Genomic DNA, 17,719 nt, shown 5'->3' on the forward strand with positions numbered 1-17,719 from the left:
TGGGGGTGGCTGTGAGGGTTTTGGTTTTTGGCCAGACCGGGCAGGTGGCGCGGGAATTGACGCGGCGGATGCCTTTGAGCGTCTCGGCGGAGTTTATCGGGCGCGAGCAAGCGGATTTGGCGGATCCGGTGGCATGTGCGGCGGCGATTGCGGCCTGCGATGCCGATGTGGTGATCAATGCGGCGGCCTGGACGGCGGTGGACAAGGCCGAGACCGAGGAAGCAGCGGCGTGGGTGGTGAACGGCGATGCGCCGGGAGCCATGGCGCGGGCCTGTGCGGCGCGAGGACTGCCGTTTTTGCATATCTCGACCGATTATGTCTTTGACGGCACGGGGGATCAGCCGTTTGGTGTGGATCATCCGGTGGCACCTTTGGGGGCCTATGGGCGTACGAAGCTGGCGGGTGAACAAGCCGTGCAGGCGGCGGGCGGCGTGCATCTGATCCTGCGGACCTCTTGGGTTGTCTCGGCGCATGGCAGCAATTTCGTTAAGACTATGCTGCGGTTGGGGGCGGAGCGGGACAGTCTGAACGTGGTGGCGGATCAGATCGGTGGGCCGACACCTGCGGCAGATATTGCCGATGCTTTGTATGTGATGGCGGCGGGCTTGCGTGCGGGCAAGCCGGGCGGCGTGCAGCATTTTGCGGGCGCGCCGGACTGCTCTTGGGCCGATTTTGCGCGCGCGATCATGGCGCGGGCGGGCTTGGCTTGTGCGGTGCATGACATCCCGTCGAGCGCTTATCCGACGCCCGCGAAGCGGCCGTTGAATTCACGGTTGGATTGCAACGGATTAGCGGCATTTGGGATTGCGCGGCCGGAGTGGCGCAATGGTTTGGACAAGATTTTGCAGGAGTTGGCGGTATGACGCGCAAGGGGATTATTCTGGCGGGCGGCTCTGGCACGCGGCTCTGGCCGATTACCATGGGGGTGTCGAAGCAGCTTCTGCCGATCTATGACAAGCCGATGATCTATTATCCTTTGTCTGTGCTGATGCTGGGCGGGGTGCGTGAGATCGCCATCATCACCACGCCGGACGATCAGGATCAGTTCATCCGGTTGCTGGGCGATGGCAGCCAGTGGGGGCTTTCGTTAACCTATATCGCGCAGCCCAGCCCCGATGGCTTGGCGCAGGCCTATCTGTTGGCGCAGGATTTTCTGGACGGCGCGCCAAGCGTGCTGGTGTTGGGCGACAATATCTTCTTCGGCCATGGCTTGCCCGAGATTTTGGCCTCGGCTGCGGCGAAAGCGGTGGGCGGCACGGTGTTTGGCTACCGGGTGGCCGACCCCGAGCGCTATGGCGTAGTGCAGTTTGACGCGGCGGGCAATGTGCAGGCGATCATTGAGAAACCCGAGGTGCCGCCATCGAACTATGCGGTGACGGGGCTGTATTATCTGGATGGTCGCGCGCCGGAATTGGCGGCGCGGGTGCAGCCCTCGCCGCGCGGTGAGTTGGAGATTGCCGATCTGCTGGAGATCTACCGCGCCGAGGGCAGCCTGACCGTCGAGAAAATGGGCCGCGGCTTTGCTTGGCTGGATACTGGTACGCATGGCAGCTTGCTGGACGCGGGGAATTTTGTGCGCACGCTTGAGGCGCGGCAGGGCTTGCAGGTGGGCTGTCCGGATGAGATCGCCTATCGCGCGGGCTGGATTGATAAAGCCGCCCTGCTGGCGCGGGCGGATATTTTCAAAAAGAACGATTATGGCCGATATTTACTGGGGATTGTTTCAGAATAAGCGGCCAATCATCGCGTCAGGGTTGAAAATTGTAGCGTTCCACCGAGCTTTTTGCATTTTGCGCTAGAATTGTTTCGGAATCCTATAAAACTGAACCTGTCAGGAATAGTCTGATGAAAGCGTGGCGGATGATGATTGTCGGCGTGCTGTTCAGCGCGATTTCGGGTGGGGCGACTGCTTTGGCGGTCGCGCTTGTGCATGACAGTGGATTGGCGCACGCGTTGCTGCCCTATCCTTTGGGGGGAATGCTGGCGATTATGGCATTTGCGGCGCTCGGTTTGGGCCGACAGGATGCCGGACGCTCTTAAGCGTTGCGCGGCGTTGGTGATTAAGTCGAAACAATAGCTTGGTGTTGCGGATGCACGGCCAAGCTTACTGCAAGCAGGGTGATTCGCATGCCGATGCTGCGCTGCCGTATTCACTGTGCACTTGCGGCGGAGAGGTGTTGCGGAGTTTCACGTCAGGGTTGCGCTAGTTTGAAACATGGCAAGATCATGGCGGCAATATGGCAAAATATCTTGGTTAAAATGGCTTAAATATGTTCGCCGCCTCTCAATAGCTGTCGCCAAGCCCCCTTTGAAACGGCTAAATTAGCTGTGGGGGCGTACTTCTTAAGTGCGGCAAATGAACTGCTAGTTTCTGATCGAATCCGGGTAACCGGGCGTTTGGTCCGTTTCCTGAAACCCACGAGACGGTGGGGCGGGGTGGTGGTGTCATTATGCCGTTTGGTGACGCGCAATGACGATCAATTACAGAGTGTTTTACAGTTTCCGATCTGCCTCGGCTGATCCCGCACGGGGGTCTGGCGACATTGCGGCGACACCGATGATCCTGGCCGGCCCGACAGGGCGTGGGCCGTATCGGCGGTTTTTCAAACGGGCCTTTGACATCACGGCGATTGTGCTGGCGGCCCCTGCGGTGCTGCCGATTGTGGCGATCGCTGCGGTTCTGGTGGCACGCGATGGCGGCAGCCCGTTCTACACGCAGATGCGGGTCGGCAAGGGCGGCAAGCGGTTTCGGATGTGGAAGCTGCGCTCGATGGTGCGCGATGCGGATGAGCGGATGGAGGAATTCTTAGCCTCTGACCCGGAAGCGCGGATGGAGTGGGACAGAACGCAAAAGCTGAAGGCGGACCCGCGCATCACGCGGATGGGGAAGTTTCTGCGCAAATCGTCGCTGGATGAGCTGCCTCAGCTGTGGAACGTGCTGGTGGGCGATATGAGTCTGGTGGGGCCGCGCCCGATGATGATCAGCCAGCAAAGCCTGTATCCCGGCCAAGCCTATTACGCGCTGCGGCCGGGGATCACCGGCTATTGGCAGACCTCGGGGCGCAACCGCACGACGTTTGAGGCGCGGGTGCAGTTCGATGATGCCTATGAGGCTGATCTGTCTTTGCTGACCGATATGAAGGTGCTGGCCGCGACGGTGGGCGTTGTAGTGCAGGGCACTGGGTATTGAGATTTTACGGAAGGCATGAGGCTCGCTTCGTATGTGGAGCGGGCTTCTTCATGTCTTGTGCTTCACAAAAGCTGGGGGTTTCACACCCCCACGCCGCCAAAGTGGGCGGCTTCCCCTGTGGGATATTTGCGCGCAGAGGATGATAATTTTAGAAAAGCTTTCGGTGTTTAACCGATCACGGCGGCCATCAGCACCAGCGCTAGGGTCGTGGCGGCGGCGAGCACGGCAAAGCGCGGCAGGCCGAAAATCGGGCGTTTGGGATCGTCGATCAGACGCAGGGCGGCGCTGCCGACACGGCCTTTGGGTGCGCGAATTTCGGGGATGCAGACCACCGGTTCCAGATCAAGCTGGCGCTGCATCTGGGCTGCGGTGCGCACCACGGGTTTGGCGAGATCAAGCAAGAAGGCAAGGCCGATGGCGCCCAGCAGGCTGGCAATCGCGCCCGCGATGGCGATTTTCTTTTTGCCGCCGCCCGTGGCATACTCTGGCGACAAGGCGCGGTCGAGCAGGGTGAAACGCTCGGACTGCTGGCGCTCGGCGAGGCGTTGGGTGGTTTCGGCCTCGGCCATCCGCTGGGTGACGTTGTCGTATTGGCCCTGCAACTGCTGAAGTTGGCGATCATACCCGGCCAGCACCCGTTCCACCTCGGGCGTGGCGGCGAGGGCGGTTTCGACAGCGGCCTTGCGGGCATTGATCGAGGCGATCTGGGCGTTCAGCACGTCAATTTGCGTGGCGATATCATCCGAGCGGCGCTTGTCGGTTTCGCGTTGCTGCGGCTTTGCGACAATCGCGGCTTGTTCGCCCTGCAGGCCGACGAGGTCTTGCGTGGCTTGGCGCAGATCGTCGGAGAGGCTGACTATTTCATCTCGGCGGGCATCGGACAGGGTGGGCATCGCATCGGCATGGGCGTTTTTATAGGCCGTTACATCATCTTCCAGCTTGGCGATCTGATCATATATGCGGGCTTCCTCTTCCTTGAAGAAGGCGACGTTCTTGTCGGCACGGTCGCGCTGGCCTGCGGCGCTTTGGTCAAGGATACCTTGGGCGAAATCATTGGCGAGTTCGGCGGCGGTTTTCGGATCGCCGAAGCGGACCGAGATGATGATCGCCGAAATGCTGCGGCTTTGGCCAAAGCCCTGCCCGCCCGCGCTGTCTACGGCTTGGAAAGTGACCGAGCTGCGCAGGGCGACGAGTTTCTCATCGCTGGTCAGTTGCGGCTGATCGGTAAACAGGTTGTGACGCTCAATCACCGCAGTCAGCGCGTCACGGGTGGTCAGGCGTTGTTCGATGGTTTGCAGGATCTGCGCCGCACCACCGCCATCTGGTTGCGCTTGCGCGCCGGGCGTTGTGGGTTCGGCCACCTGTGCGCCCTCAATCTGGATGACGGCGGCGGTCTCATAGATGTCTGGGCGCGATTTTGCGAAGATCACAGCGGCCAGCAGCCCTGCTACGGTGATTAGGATGATCATCCCGCGGCGGCGGAGCAGCAGGCTGATAAGTTCCTCAATAGATTGAATTTGACCCATAATTTACTTCTTGGCGTAGCGGTAGCGGCCCGCATTGAAATCTTGCGCGCGGTTCAGCACCACGCCCAGCAGCGGAATACGGCCTGCAAACAGTTTCTCGCAGGCGCGGATTTCCTGCGGTGAGGATTTTGAGCCATCGGTGACCAGCAGCACGGCATCCAGCGAGGGGCCAAGGGCCAGCAGATCGTCATTCACCAAAGCCGGGGGCAGGTCGTAGATCACCACCTCGGGGTCAAGCTGTTCGATCATCGCGGCAAGGGCTGCAACGGTGTCGGGGTCGTGCAGGGTTTCCGAAGCGCGCACGATAGGGCGGGTGTTCAGACCCAGCGCGAGGGTGCGGCCAAAGCGGCGGAATTCGCTTTCCAGCGGCTGGTGCCCCGCGAGAAATTCCCCAAGATTGATGTCGCCTTTGACGCCAAGAATTTGCGCGATCTCGGGGTGGCGCAGGTCGAAATCCATCAGCACGGTGCGGCTGGCGGGGCGGCGGGCCAGCGAAAAGGCAAGGTTGGTGGCAACGAAGGATTTGCCGCAGCCATGCGTGGGCGAGGTAACGGCGATGCGCTTCCAGCCTTTTTCGGCCAGACCGCGCAACAGCCGGGTGCGCAGGATGTCGAAAGCTGTGGCTGCTGGATGCGATGAGGCTTCGAGAAACAGAGCGTTTCCAGATTTCGAACGTGTGTCGGCTTGGATCGGGCTGAGCGATTCCCAGACCCTTGCTGGGTTGAACAGAGCGGGCAGATTGGAAGAAAAAATCTCACGCCCGGTGATCAGATCGGGCGAGACATCATGCGGTGCGGTGGTCTGACCGGTGCCGAACACCGAAATGCCGCTGGCTTTGCCGTCTTTGCGAGGACCGGGATGGTTGGCAGTCATGGCCGAAAGCTCCAGATCTGTGGGGCCAGTGGGCCGCGACGTCAAGATATTGTGTCTGCTCATCCGAAGGCCGGGCTCCTGCAAAACCGCGCCGGACCGGGACGCAACCATCTAAACAAAGACCCAACCAAGGCTGGGGGTGGTGAAGAACGAACCCTGTCGCAGACTGCGACGCATGACACAGCTCGGCGAAAGATTCGTCCGGGCCCCCGCCCAGAAGGGGTATACATAGCTGAACTGCCCTCAAATTGAAAGACTTGCGGCCTATGCTGCGTGTGCAGCGGGGCATAGCCAAGGCACAAACATGGCCTTAGATTGGCAGCAGGTTAAGGGGTGTTTGATGCAAGATGCAGTGATTGACGCGGTGGTGATCGGGCGCAACGAAGGCGCGCGGTTGATCGCCTGTTTGCGGTCATTGCAAGGCCGGGTGCGGCGGTTGGTTTACATCGACTCCGGCTCAACCGATGGCTCGGTCGAGGCCGCGCGCGCGCTGGGGGCCGAAGTGGTGGCGCTGGATATGCGGCTTGGGTTCACGGCGGCGCGGGCGCGCAATGCGGGGTTGGTGATGCTGGAAAGCCCTGAGTTCGTGCAGTTCGTCGATGGCGATTGCGAAATGCAACCGGGCTGGTTTGCGGCGGCTTTGGCGGGGTTTGCAGAGCATCCGGCGGCAGTGGTGGTCTGCGGGCGCAGGCGAGAGCGGTTTCCGGAGGCCTCGGCGTACAATCGGTTGGCGGATAGGGAATGGGACACTCCGGTGGGTCAGGCGCTTGCTTGCGGCGGTGATGCGCTGATGCGGTTTGCGGCGGTGCAGGCGGCGGAGGGCTATGACGCCAGCCTGATCGCGGGTGAGGAGCCGGATTTGTGTCTGCGGTTGCGGCGGGCGGGGGGGGAGGTCTGGCGGATTGAGGCTGAGATGACGTTACACGACGCAAATCTGCTGCGGTTTGGTCCGTGGTGGCAGCGGATGGTGCGGGCCGGGTATGCCTTTGCAGAGGGTGCTGCGCGCTATGGGGCGGCACCGGAGCGGCATTGGGTTGTCGAAGTGCGGCGGGCGATTTTGTGGGGTTTGGTGCTGCCTGTTGCGGTGGTTTTGGCGGGATTTCTGCATCCGTTGGGTTGGTTTTTGGCGCTGATCTATCCCGTACAGGTGCTGCGGTTGGCGCGGCGCGGCGGGCTCGCGTGGGGGTTCTTCACCGTCGTGGGGAAATTTGCCGAGGCGCAGGGGGTGATCAGCTATTGGGTGAACCGGCTGCGTGGCCGCAGGCGCGGGTTGATCGAGTATAAGTAGTCAGCGCAGTTTTAGGGCGGCGATGATCTGGCCGGGCAGGATCGCGAAGCAGGCGGCATAGCGCGGCAGCATCCGGCGGGGATTGGACAGCGCGCGCCAGAGCCATTCCATCGCCAAGGTGCGCATCCAGCGCGGCGCGCGGGTTTGGCTGCCTGCGAGAAAATCGAGCCCTGCGCCGAAGTTGCCGAAACCTGTGTGTGGGGTGAAGCTGCGGCCAAGGGCGGCGAGCGCCTCTTGCTTGCCTGCAGGTAAAGCAAGGACGCAGAAGCCGATGTCTTCGGAGGCAAGGCGGGCGAGGATGGCCTGTGCCTCAGCTCCCTTCGGGTCAAATCCCATCGGTGGGGCGATGGTGAGGGCGATTTTCAGGCCGGGGATTTGAGATTCAAGCGCGGAGGCGGCGGTGGCGAGGGCGGATTCTGTGGTGCCAATCAGCGCGACGCGGCGGCCCGATTGCACCGCCAGTTGCACCAAGGGGACCACCATATCTGAGCCCGGCACCAGTTCAACCGGACGGCGGGCGAGGTAGGACAGCCAAACGATGGGATTGCCATCGGCCACGACGAAATCTTGCGTGACATAGATGGTGCGAAATGCGGGTGAGGCGCGCAGTTTCACCAAGTGATCCAGGTTAATCGTGGCAAGTGCAAAGCCATCCCGCGACGCAAAGCGCTGACCGACTGCGGCCAGTAAGGTGGCGCGGTCGGGGATATTCACCGTGATCGTGGTTGTCTCAAACCGAAACTGCACCGGAACCCTCTTGATTTCCTGCGGGCGTCGCACAGCAACATGGCTGATATGTGGCCGCAGGTTTGGTAAATGCGAACAATCTGTTTCGCGCTTGCAGCATAGAACCCGTTGCATGGTTTTGGCGTTATGGATTACCCACAGGGGATGAGTAAAGTCAGTAATCATCGCCAATCAGTTGATCTGGCCCGCTTCCTTGCCTGCTTTGGCATCGTGGCGGCGCATGCTTATGCGTTGGAGGATGATTGGGTTGGCCATCTGTCGTTGGGGCTGTTTCTGGTGCTGACCGGGTTTCTGGCAATGCAATCCTATCAACGCGCGGGCGGGACGTATAATTTCCGCTCTCGGGCCGAAAGGTTGCTGCTGCCGTGGCTATTTTGGTCGGCGTTTTTCCGATTGGTCGATCTGAAAGTTTCCGATTCGCCGGACAAGTGGCAACTGCTGCAAGATCTATGGACGTTGTTCGTCGGATCGGCGATCCATTTGTGGTTCTTGCCGTTTATCATTCTGGCGATGCTGTTGGTGAAACCTGTCGGGTGTTTTGTGACAACGCCGGGGCGGCTGGCTGGAGTTTTGGGGGTGCTGGTGCTGATCTCGGTGCCGATGTTCTGGGGGATGCATTACTACGCCCCGCCCGCGCCGCTGCCACAGTGGCTGTATTCGCTGCCGGTCTACACGCTGGGCCTGCTGGTGGGGGTGGCGCGTCCGATGGGGCGTGCGTCTTGGCCGGTGATCGCGGCGGCTGCGATGGCGGTTGGGGCTTATCTGGTAACCGAAGCAGCACCCTGGGCTTGGACGGTGTTCGCCGCAGTGCTGCTGTTTGAGGCGTTTTGGCGCGTGCAGATGCAGCACAGGGTGCTGCCAAAGCTGGGGCAGGTGGCGTTTGGCATCTATCTGCTGCACCCGTTCTTCATGCTGGTGACCTATAAATTCGCGGGGCCAGAGGTTGACCGCATGCTTGCCACCCTTGCCACCTTCGGGATGAGCTGGGCCACCGTGGTGATCCTGCGCCGCATCCCGATTTTCCTGCGGCTGACCTGACATCGGGCCCTGCGGCATTGGCCAGTGCCGGTGGTTTGTGCTAAAACGCTGGCATTGCTCACAGAAAGCTGATCCACGCCGTGGCCTCGCCGAATATCCTCGCCTATCTGATGCTATTTGTCTGGCCGATGCTGTGCTGGCAGATGTGGAAACGACTGGACCCGGCGCGGGCGCTAATCTGGACGGTGCTGGGCGGCTATCTGATCATGCCGCCGCTGACGGTGATCAACTTTCCGATCATCCCCGATCTGGACAAGACCACGATTCCGAACCTGATCGCTTGGTATTGTGCTTTGTATGTGGTGCGTGACAAGATCAGCTTTCTGCCTGAGGGGCGGATGGGTAAAGCGCTGATCCTGATGTATATTCTGTCACCTTTTGCGACGGTCTTGACCAATACTGACGCGTTGTATTTTGGTGCAGGCTATGTGCAGGGCATGAAAATATACGACTCGGCGGCGGCGGTGGCGAACCAGTTCATCGCGTTGCTGCCGTTCTTTTTGGCGCGGCGTTATCTGGGCACGCCCGAAGGAATGCGCGCGGTGCTGGAGGCTTTGGTGCTCGCCGGGCTTTGGTATTCGGTGCCGATGCTGATTGAGGCGCGGTTCTCGCCGCAGATGAACGTCTGGGTCTATGGGTTTTTCCAGCATGACTTTTTCCAGACCATCCGGCAGGGCGGTTATCGCCCGGTGGTATTTCTGCCGCATGGATTGTGGGTGGCGTTTTTCGCGCTCATGTGTCTGCTGGCCGCACTGGTGCGCCTTCGCGACACGCCAGCCGAGGTACGGCCCAAGGCTTTGGTAATCGTGCTGTATTTGGCCTTTATGCTCTACATCTGCAAAAGCGCGGGTGTGGTGGTCTATGCTCTGTGCCTCGCACCGCTGTTGCTGCTGGCAAGCTGGCGGGTGCAGGTGTTGGTGGCCGGCGTGCTGGCGCTGGTGGTGATCAGTTACCCGATCCTGCGGGGGCTGCATCTGGTGCCGCTGCAGCAGATCCTTGATTTCGCCAATGGCTTTAGCGCGGATCGGGCGGGGTCTTTGCAGTTCCGTTTTGACAATGAAGAAGAATTGCTGGCGCGGGCGCAGGAGAAATCGCTATTCGGTTGGGGCGGTTATGGCCGGGCTTTTTTGCATGATCCGATCACCGGGCAAATGACGGCGATTGCAGATGGCTATTGGGTGATTGTGATGGGCACCTATGGTTGGCTTGGATTTATTGCCGAGTTCGGGCTGACCGGTTTGCCGCTGCTGATTTTAGGGCGCGAGGCGCTGTCGCGGTTTGCACCGCCGTTCAGTCGTTATACAGCCGGGTTGGCGCTGATACTGGCCGCGAACATGGTCGATTTGCTGCCCAATGCCACACATATTCCGTTCACTTGGCTGATGGCTGGCGGGTTGCTGGGCGAAGCCGAGCGGATGCGGCGCTTGCGCTTGGCTGAAAGCCGCGCGGTGCTGCGAGGGGGCTTGAAGGACGGCAAGCAGAAGCGGACGGTGATCTGATGCGAGTGGATATTGGCGTCTTTGCCCACAATGAGGCGGCAGGAATTGCTGCAATGGTCACCCGGCTGTTGGCTCAGGACATTCTGCTTGATCCGGCCTTCTCAGCGCGGATTCTGGTGCTGGCGAATGGTTGTTCGGATGATACCGTGGCGCAAGTGCCGCGCGCAGACGTTGAGGTGGTCGATCTGCCCGAAGGCGGTAAGTCACAGACGTGGAACCGTTTTGTGCATGATTTGGCGCGGGCGGATGCCGATGTGTTGGTATTCGTCGATGCGGATATCGAGTTCTGCGATGCGGGGGCTTTGCGGCGTTTGGTGCAGGCGATGGGGTCGCATTGGGCGATCAACAGCCAACCGGTCAAGGACATTGTGGCACGGCCCGAGGGATTGTCTGTGATGGACAAGATCATCGCATCGGCGGGCGGCGGCTTGGACGATTGGCGATCAGCGATCTGCGGTCAGCTTTACGCGATGCCTGCGACCGTGGCGCGGCGGTTTCATCTGCCGATTGGCCTTCCCGTTGAGGATGGTTTTCTGCGCGCGATGGTGTTGACGGATGCCCTGACGGGACCGGAAGATTTCAGCCGGATTGGTGGAGCGGAGGGGGTGTTTCACATCTACGCCTCGGAGCGTTCGATCGGGGCGTTGATCCGGCATCAGGTGCGGATTGTGATCGGCTCGGCGGTGAATTTCGCGGGCTTTGGCGCGCTGGTGGCGGTGCCAGAGGTTGCGCGGCACGCAGAACTGGCGCGGGCGGCAGCCGAGCCGGGCTGGCTTGGCAGTGCGTTGCGTCAGGTTTTGCCGCGCTGGCCGTTTGGGTTCGTGCCGGGACATTTCTTGACCAAAAGGCTGGCCCGCGCTGCCGCAAGCCCGCGCGATCTGCTGCGGCCCAAGCGGCTTTTGGTCACGGTTTTGGGCTTGGGCTTTGATCTTGTGGTCTACTGCCGGGCGCAATGGGCGATGTGGCGGGGCACAGGTATTGGGCATTGGTAGCCGATTTGCCCGAAACTTTGCCATAACCGGGCCGTATTGTTTCAGTAGTGCGGGATTGTTCAAAGGCCCTGCACGCTCCATTTCAGAGCGTGCTAGGGTAGGAGAGCTGTGGATTTTGCGGTAAATTGTTGAGGTCTGTCTGAGGGTTTTGACCTGCGGGCAGCGAGAGAGAGAAGGCGCATGAGCGAAGATTTTGATCCCTCGGGCATCAGCGATAGCGATATCGCCGTGGTTGGCATGGCGGCACATCTGCCGGGGGCGGCGGATATTGCCGCCTATTGGGCCAATCTTGTGGGTGGGGTGGAATCGATCCGCGTGCTGAGTGAGGCGGAATTGCTGGCCGCTGGAGAATCCCCGACGCGGCTGCGCAAATCGAATTATGTACCCTCGGCGGCGGTTTTGGAGGGGTTTGCCGATTTCGACGCGGATTTCTTCGGCTTTTCGCCAAAGGAGGCGGCGATCATGGATCCGCAGCACCGCCAGTTTCTGGAAGTGGCATGGGAGGCGTTGGAGAATGCCGGCCATCCACCCGAAAATTTCCCCGGAGCCATCGGGGTTTACGCAGGCTGCGGCATGGGCAGCTATTTCTATTTCAACCTGTGTTCAAACCGCGATCTGGTCGATCAGACGGGGATGTTCCTGCTGCGCCACACCGGCAACGATAAGGATTTTCTGGCGACACGGGTGAGCCATATCTTCGATCTGAAAGGCCCGTCGATCAACCTGCAAACCGCGTGTTCGACCTCGCTGGTGGCTGCGCATTTCGCCAGCCAAGCCCTACTGAATGGCGAATGTGATATGGCGCTGGCGGGCGGCGTGACCATCGAGTTGCCGCACGCCCGCGGGTATCTTTACACCGAGGGCGAGATTCTATCGCCGGATGGCCATTGCCACGCCTTTGATCATCGCGCCGAGGGCACGGTGTTTGGCTCGGGTGCCGGGGCGGTGGTGTTGCGGCGCGCGAAGGATGCTGTGCGGGACGGCGATCATATCTGGGCAATTCTGAAGGGCAGCGCTGTTAACAACGATGGGGCGGCGAAGGCGGGGTATTTGGCGCCTTCGGTTGATGGACAGGCGAAATGCATTGCCGAAGCGCAGGCGGTTGCCGGGGTTTCGGCGGCGGATGTGTCTTATGTGGAATGTCATGGCACGGGGACCTATCTGGGTGATCCGATTGAGGTGGCGGCGCTGACTTCCGCGTTTCGCCAGACCACGGATGCGGTGGGCTCGTGCCGGATCGGCTCGGTCAAGACCAACATCGGGCACTTGGATACGGCGGCGGGGGTGGCCTCGCTGATCAAGGTGGCGCTGTCCCTGCATCATCGGCAACTGCCGCCAAGTTTGGGCTATGAGGCGCCGAACCCGTCGATTGATTTTGCGACCAGTCCGTTCAAGGTGAATGATAGTCTGACGAATTGGGTCAGTGACGGGCCGCGTCGGGCGGGGGTGAACTCGCTTGGTGTCGGCGGCACCAATGCGCATGTGGTGTTGCAGGAAGCGCCTGTGCGGGCTGTGGGAGAGCAAAGCCTTTGGCCATTCCAACCGATTGTTATCTCAGCAAAATCTAAGGGCTCGCTGGATGCGGGGGCGTCTCGGCTGGCAGCGCATCTGCGCGATAGCCCGGGGCAGGATCTGGCCGATGTGGCCTATACGTTGAAAGAAGGCCGCCGCGCGTTTGAAAAGCGTCGGGTGCTGGTGGCGGGCTCGCATGACGAGGCGGCTACGTTGCTGGAAGGCGGCGATCCACGGCGGGTGTTTAATCATGATTACTTGGGCGAGAATCCCGAGGTGGTGTTCATGTTCCCCGGTGGTGGCGCACAATACGCGGGCATGGCGCGGGACATTTACGCCACCGAACCGGTGTTTGCCGATTGGATGGACAAGGGTTTGGCGGTTCTGCGACCGAAGCTCGACTATGATATTCGTGCTTTGTGGTTGCCGGAACCGGAACAAGAGGCCGCTGCGAATGAGCGGTTGAAGCGCCCCTCGGTGCAACTGCCGCTGATCATGATCACTGAATATGCGCTGGCGCAGTTGTATATGTCATGGGGTGTCACGCCCACCGCGCTGGTCGGGCATTCTATGGGCGAGAATACGGCGGCTTGTCTGGCCGGAGTGATCGGGTTCGAAGACTGCATCGGCCTTGTGCATCTGCGCGGCACTTTGTTTGACACGATTGCGCCGGGGGGCATGTTGTCGGTGCCGCTGGCAGAGGCGGATTTGCGGCCCTATATCACGGGTGATCTCGATCTGGCCTCGGTCAATGCGCCGGGGCTTTGTGTGGTCTCGGGACCGGATGCGGCGCTGGTGGCCTTGGCCGCGGAACTGGCGAAAGCAGATGTGGAAACCCAGCGGATTCAGATCGACATCGCGGCGCATAGCCGGATGCTGGAGCCCATTCTGGCAAGATTTGGCAATTACCTCACAAAAATTCACTTAAGCCCACCGCAGATTCCGATTGTGAGCAATCGTTCAGGAATTCGCTTGACCGATGAACAGGCGACCAGCCCGGACTACTGGGTGCAGCACCTGCGTAACACGGTGAACTTTCAGGCCTGCATGACTGATCTGATGGTGGAACCGGGGCGGGTTTACCTTGAGATAGGGCCGGGGCGCGCGCTGGCGTCGCTGGCACAGGCCAATGGCGTGCCGCAGGGACAGGTGATCGCGGCGCTTCGGCATCCCGAGCAGAAGATGGCCGATGATGCGTGGCATGTGGCCAGCATTGCACGGCTCTGGGCTTGCGGTGTACCGGTGGATTGGGAACCGATTTGGGGCGGGGCCGCGCGCAAGCGCGTGGTGCTGCCGACCTATGCGTTTCAGCGCAAACCGTATTTCATCGAACCGGGCAAGGGTGCGGAAGTTGAGGTCGTGGCGCTGCCCGCCCGGATTGACGACATTGGCCAATGGGGCTGGAGGCCGCATTGGCGACCTGCGGCGACAGGGCTTGATTATGCGGCGGATTTTGCGGATGCAAAGCCAGAGACATGGTTGATTTTCCTTGATACAGAAGGACTTGGCATGGAGTGCGCGGCGCGTTTGCGCGGCGCTGGCCATCAAGTAACCACTGTGCGCGCAGGCGATGCCTTCGGTCGTGATGGCGAGGGCGGCTATCTTCTGGCCCCGGAGCGGGGCCGTGAGGGCTATGATCTGTTGATCCGCGATCTGGTGGCGAAGGGACATACCCCTAGCCGGATCGCGCATTTCTGGCTGGTGACGCGGGGGCAGGATTTCCGCCCCGGCTCCAGCTTTTTCCACCGCAACCTCGAGCAGGGTTTCTACAGCCTGCTCTTCCTCGCCCAAGCGATTGCCGCGGAAAACCTGCCGCGCCCGATCCATATCACCGTCGCCTCAACCGGGGCGGTTCAGGTGAAATCTGAGCTGCTCTCGGATCCCGAAAAAGCCACCGTGCTCGGCCCGGCGCGGGTGATCCCGCGCGAGTTGCCGGGAGTGACGGTTTCGACTTTGGACGTGATTTTGCCAGTCGCGCCGCGTCGAGGCAAACCAGCCTTGCAGCTGTTGACCGAGCAGGTGTTAGAGGAGCTTTTGGCCGAACCCGCCACTGCCATCGCTGCCCTTCGGGGGGAAAAGCGCTACGAATTGGGGTTGAAGGCAGCCAAGCTTCCTGAACAATCCTTCACATTGCCGCAAGCCGCGCATGTGCTGATCACCGGCGGCTTTGGAGGCATCGGCTTGACCATCGCCGAGGACCTGATCCAGCGGTTTGGTGCGAAAATCACGCTGATCGCGCGGCGCAATTTGCCGGATCGGGGGACTTGGGCGAAGTATCTGGCGGCGCATGACCCAAGCAGCCCGATTGCGCGGCGGATTTTGGCGCTGCAACGGCTGGAGGCTTTGGGTGGCGAAGTTCTCGTCGCCCCGGCGGATGTCTGCAACATGGAGGATATGCGCGCGGCTGTGGAGGCTGGGGTGAAACGCTTTGGCCCGATCCGCGCGGTGATCCATGCGGCGGGGGTGGTCGATGATGGGCCATTGATGCTGAAGACTCCTACGCAGGTTGAGGAAGTGTTCGCACCGAAACTGCATGGCACGCTGGTGCTGGATCAGTTGTTCCCGGATGGATCGGTCGATCTGCTGGTGCTGTTTGCCTCGACGTCGACCGTGACCGGGCCTGCCGGACAGATTGATTATGTGGCGGCGAATGAATTCCTGAACGCTTATTCGAAATCGCGCAGCGGCGGCAAAACCAAAGTTGTGGCGCTGAACTGGGGCATCTGGACCGGCGTCGGCATGGCGGCAGAGGCTTTGGCGGATCGCACGGGTGCGCCGCCTGCCCCGCGCCTGCCGATTTCCGCGCCGATGCTGGATGAAGCCAGCTTTGACGGTCAGGGAAATCGTCTGTTTACGGCCTCTTATGGCTTGGATCGTTGGGTGCTGGATGGCCACCGCACTAAGTCGGGGCAGGCGCTGATCCCCGGTACCGGCACGATTGAAATCGCCGCCGAGGCTTTGCGGGCGCAGGGTGAGACGGGCGGGTTTGAGTTGCGCGATCTGTATTTCTTCCGGCCTTTGGATGTGGGCAAGGGTGAGTTGCGGCAAGTGCGCGCCACGCTGTCGCGCAATGATGAGGGCTATGGGTTTGAATTGCGCTCGGGCGTGACGGTGAAGGGGCGGCTGGGTTGGCAGTTGCACGCGCAGGCGCGGGCGATACCACTGGCTGCGAAGCCTGCTAAGATTGACGTTTTGGCGATTGCCGGGCGGTTGCCTGCGGCCGAGGTTGGCGTCGGTCTGCGCAGCCCGCAAGAGGAGCATCTGGCGTTTGGGTCGCGCTGGCGGGTGCTGCGCTCGCGCTCGATTGGCGGCGGTGAAGGGCTGGCGCGGCTGGCTTTACCTGCGGAATTTGCGGCTGAGGCGGGGCCGTGGTTGCTGCATCCGGCGCTGATGGATATGGCGACCGGCTGGGCGATGGGGCTGATTGCGGGCTATCAGCCGGATCATCTTTGGGTGCCGGTGTCGTATGCCCGCATCCGTGTGCTGCGCCCGCTTCCGGCAGAGATAGTGTCTTGGGTGCGCAATGCGGCAGACAATCGCGCAGGCGCGCAGACCGCAAGTTTTGACGTGACGCTTGCCACGCCAGAAGGTGAAGTTTGCGTTGAAATTGAAGGCTTTAACATTCACAAGCTGGAGGGAGGGCTGAGCTTTACCGCCCCCGATCCGCGCGAAGTGAGCTATGATGATGCGGCCGCAAAGCCGATCTCAACCGCCGAGGAACGCCTGCTGCATGCGTTCAGTTTGGGCATCAAACCCAGCGAAGGAGCTGAGGCGTTTGGCCGTGCTGTGGCTTTGGGTGGCAGTCAGATCATCGTCTCCAGCCTCGATCTGCCCGCGTTGATCCGGCAGACTGCAGAGGCGCAGGCGGCAAAATCCGAGGGCAAGGCGTTTGAGCGGCCCGATCTGGACACGGCCTATGTCGAGCCGCACAATGATGTCGAACGCACGTTGGTCGGATTCTGGCAGGAGTTGTTGGGCGTCGCCCAAGTGGGGGTCGAGGACAGTTTCTTCGACCTTGGTGGTCATAGTCTGATCGCGGTGCGACTGTTCGCGATGGTGAAAAAAGCGTATCGGGTGGATTTCCCGATTTCAGTGCTGTTTGAGGCGCCAACGATTGCGCGCTGTGCGGCGCTGATCGTGACGCAGATTGGCGATGTGGGCGGCGATGCGCCTGCGAAACTGACGGCTCCAGCGCGGCGGTTTACCCATCTGGTGCCGATGCATCAGGGCGAGGGCGGGGCGAAGCAGCCGTTCTTCCTTGTGGCGGGCATGTTCGGTAACGTGTTGAATCTGCGCCACTTGGCGCAACTGTTGGGTGGTGACCGGCCGTTCTATGGCCTGCAGGCGCGTGGGCTTTATGGCGATGCCGCGCCGCATACGACATTGCCGGAAGCGGCTGCCGATTACATTGCCGAGTTGCGTCAGGTGCAGCCCGTTGGCCCCTATATGCTGGGCGGTTTCTCGGGTGGCGGTCTGACCGCGTGGGAAATGGCGCGACAGTTGGAAGCGGCGGGGGAAGCGGTGTCTTTGCTGGTGCTGCTGGATACACCATTGCCGTTGCGACCAGGTTTGAAGCGCACGGATAAGACTTTGATCAAACTGGCAGAGTTGCGCGCCAAAGGCCCCAGCTATCTGGCTGAATGGGCCCGCAAACGTTGGGCTTGGGAGATGCAAAAGCGCCAACCGCAGGCGACCGAACAAACCGACGCGCAGTTCCATAATGCGGCGATTGAGGCGGCCTTCCGCGCTGCTTTGCCGATGTACCAGATGACAGTGCGGCGCGGGGCGACGGTGTTGTTCCGCCCACCTTTAGACAGGCATTGGGCGGTGACAGGCGGCAACTGGGTGTCGAAATCCAAGGAATATGTGTTTGGTGACAACGAATTGACCCGTTTTGCGCCCACGCTTGTGACGGTCGAGGTGCCCGGTGACCACGACAGCATGGTGTTGGAGCCGAATGTGCGAGTGCTGGCGGCCAAGCTGCGGGCGGTGATTGCTGAAGCCGAGAAGGGCGCGACGAATATCGTCCCCCTCGCCACTGCGGCGGAGTGAGC

The 17,719-nt window shown here is 61.1% G+C and carries 12 protein-coding genes; 9 read left to right on the forward strand and 3 right to left on the reverse strand.

Features of this window, described 5'->3' with window-relative positions; all coding sequences use genetic code 11:
- Positions 1–11 precede the first annotated feature (11 nt).
- The 4 genes from rfbD to ACS5RD_RS05830 all read left to right on the forward strand — a co-directional run bounded on the left by rfbD (position 12) and on the right by ACS5RD_RS05830 (position 3,190).
- Positions 12–863, forward strand: a complete 852-nt coding sequence (gene rfbD, locus ACS5RD_RS05815) for a dTDP-4-dehydrorhamnose reductase (protein WP_489930394.1) — start codon at positions 12–14, stop codon at positions 861–863.
- Positions 860–1,732 carry a glucose-1-phosphate thymidylyltransferase RfbA gene (rfbA, locus tag ACS5RD_RS05820; protein ID WP_489930395.1) on the forward strand — a complete coding sequence of 291 codons (873 nt, stop codon included), beginning with the start codon at positions 860–862 and terminating at the stop codon, positions 1,730–1,732. The genes rfbD and rfbA overlap by 4 nt, the downstream gene beginning before the upstream one ends.
- A 113-nt stretch (positions 1,733–1,845) precedes the next feature.
- Positions 1,846–2,040 carry a hypothetical protein gene (locus tag ACS5RD_RS05825; RefSeq protein WP_489930396.1) on the forward strand — a complete coding sequence of 65 codons (195 nt, stop codon included), beginning with the start codon at positions 1,846–1,848 and terminating at the stop codon, positions 2,038–2,040.
- 430 nt (positions 2,041–2,470) lie between these two features.
- The gene (locus tag ACS5RD_RS05830; RefSeq protein WP_489930397.1) at positions 2,471–3,190 is read left to right on the forward strand and encodes a sugar transferase; all 720 of its coding nucleotides are present in this window, start codon (positions 2,471–2,473) and stop codon (positions 3,188–3,190) included.
- Between the two features lie 167 nt (positions 3,191–3,357).
- On the opposite strand, the gene ACS5RD_RS05835 is transcribed toward ACS5RD_RS05830, so the two are convergent.
- Both ACS5RD_RS05835 and ACS5RD_RS05840 read right to left on the reverse strand, forming a co-directional pair.
- Entirely contained in the window at positions 3,358–4,716 is a 1,359-nt protein-coding gene (locus ACS5RD_RS05835) for a GumC family protein (protein ID WP_489930398.1), read from the reverse strand.
- A 3-nt stretch (positions 4,717–4,719) separates the two neighbouring features.
- Positions 4,720–5,652, reverse strand: coding sequence for a CpsD/CapB family tyrosine-protein kinase (locus tag ACS5RD_RS05840; RefSeq protein ID WP_489930399.1), 933 nt, complete (start codon positions 5,650–5,652; stop codon positions 4,720–4,722).
- A 277-nt stretch (positions 5,653–5,929) separates the two neighbouring features.
- On the opposite strand from ACS5RD_RS05840, the gene ACS5RD_RS05845 reads away from it, so the two are divergent.
- Positions 5,930–6,877 carry a glycosyltransferase family 2 protein gene (locus tag ACS5RD_RS05845; protein ID WP_489930400.1) on the forward strand — a complete coding sequence of 316 codons (948 nt, stop codon included), beginning with the start codon at positions 5,930–5,932 and terminating at the stop codon, positions 6,875–6,877.
- On the opposite strand, the gene ACS5RD_RS05850 is transcribed toward ACS5RD_RS05845, so the two are convergent.
- Entirely contained in the window at positions 6,878–7,624 is a 747-nt protein-coding gene (locus ACS5RD_RS05850; protein WP_489930401.1) for a WecB/TagA/CpsF family glycosyltransferase, read from the reverse strand.
- 144 nt (positions 7,625–7,768) lie between these two features.
- Here ACS5RD_RS05850 and ACS5RD_RS05855 point away from each other — a divergent pair, with 144 nt between their 5' ends.
- The 4 genes from ACS5RD_RS05855 (at position 7,769) to ACS5RD_RS05870 (ending at position 17,717) form a co-directional block, all read left to right on the forward strand.
- Entirely contained in the window at positions 7,769–8,662 is an 894-nt protein-coding gene (locus ACS5RD_RS05855) for an acyltransferase family protein (RefSeq protein ID WP_489930402.1), read from the forward strand.
- Between the two features lie 80 nt (positions 8,663–8,742).
- On the forward strand, positions 8,743–10,161 hold the full coding sequence (locus ACS5RD_RS05860) for a hypothetical protein (protein ID WP_489930403.1): 1,419 nt from the start codon (positions 8,743–8,745) through the stop codon (positions 10,159–10,161).
- Entirely contained in the window at positions 10,161–11,153 is a 993-nt protein-coding gene (locus ACS5RD_RS05865; protein WP_489930404.1) for a glycosyltransferase family 2 protein, read from the forward strand. Before ACS5RD_RS05860 ends, ACS5RD_RS05865 begins: the two co-directional genes overlap by 1 nt.
- Positions 11,154–11,333: 180 nt before the next feature.
- Entirely contained in the window at positions 11,334–17,717 is a 6,384-nt protein-coding gene (locus ACS5RD_RS05870) for a type I polyketide synthase (RefSeq protein WP_489930405.1), read from the forward strand.
- The last annotated feature ends 2 nt before the right edge of the window (positions 17,718–17,719 follow it).

Source organism: Cypionkella sp. PAMC25878, assembly GCF_058135695.1.

Bases quoted from the DNA above. Each gene is read 5' to 3' on its own strand.
- rfbA (WP_489930395.1), top strand. From the start codon at position 860: ATGACGCGCAAGGGGATTATTCTGGCGGGCGGCTCTGGCACGCGGCTC.
- ACS5RD_RS05825 (WP_489930396.1), top strand. From the start codon at position 1,846: ATGAAAGCGTGGCGGATGATGATTGTCGGCGTGCTGTTCAGCGCGATT.
- ACS5RD_RS05830 (WP_489930397.1), top strand. From the start codon at position 2,471: ATGACGATCAATTACAGAGTGTTTTACAGTTTCCGATCTGCCTCGGCT.
- ACS5RD_RS05835 (WP_489930398.1), bottom strand. From the start codon at position 4,716: ATGGGTCAAATTCAATCTATTGAGGAACTTATCAGCCTGCTGCTCCGC.
- ACS5RD_RS05840 (WP_489930399.1), bottom strand. From the start codon at position 5,652: ATGAGCAGACACAATATCTTGACGTCGCGGCCCACTGGCCCCACAGAT.
- ACS5RD_RS05845 (WP_489930400.1), top strand. From the start codon at position 5,930: ATGCAAGATGCAGTGATTGACGCGGTGGTGATCGGGCGCAACGAAGGC.
- ACS5RD_RS05855 (WP_489930402.1), top strand. From the start codon at position 7,769: ATGAGTAAAGTCAGTAATCATCGCCAATCAGTTGATCTGGCCCGCTTC.
- ACS5RD_RS05865 (WP_489930404.1), top strand. From the start codon at position 10,161: ATGCGAGTGGATATTGGCGTCTTTGCCCACAATGAGGCGGCAGGAATT.
- ACS5RD_RS05870 (WP_489930405.1), top strand. From the start codon at position 11,334: ATGAGCGAAGATTTTGATCCCTCGGGCATCAGCGATAGCGATATCGCC.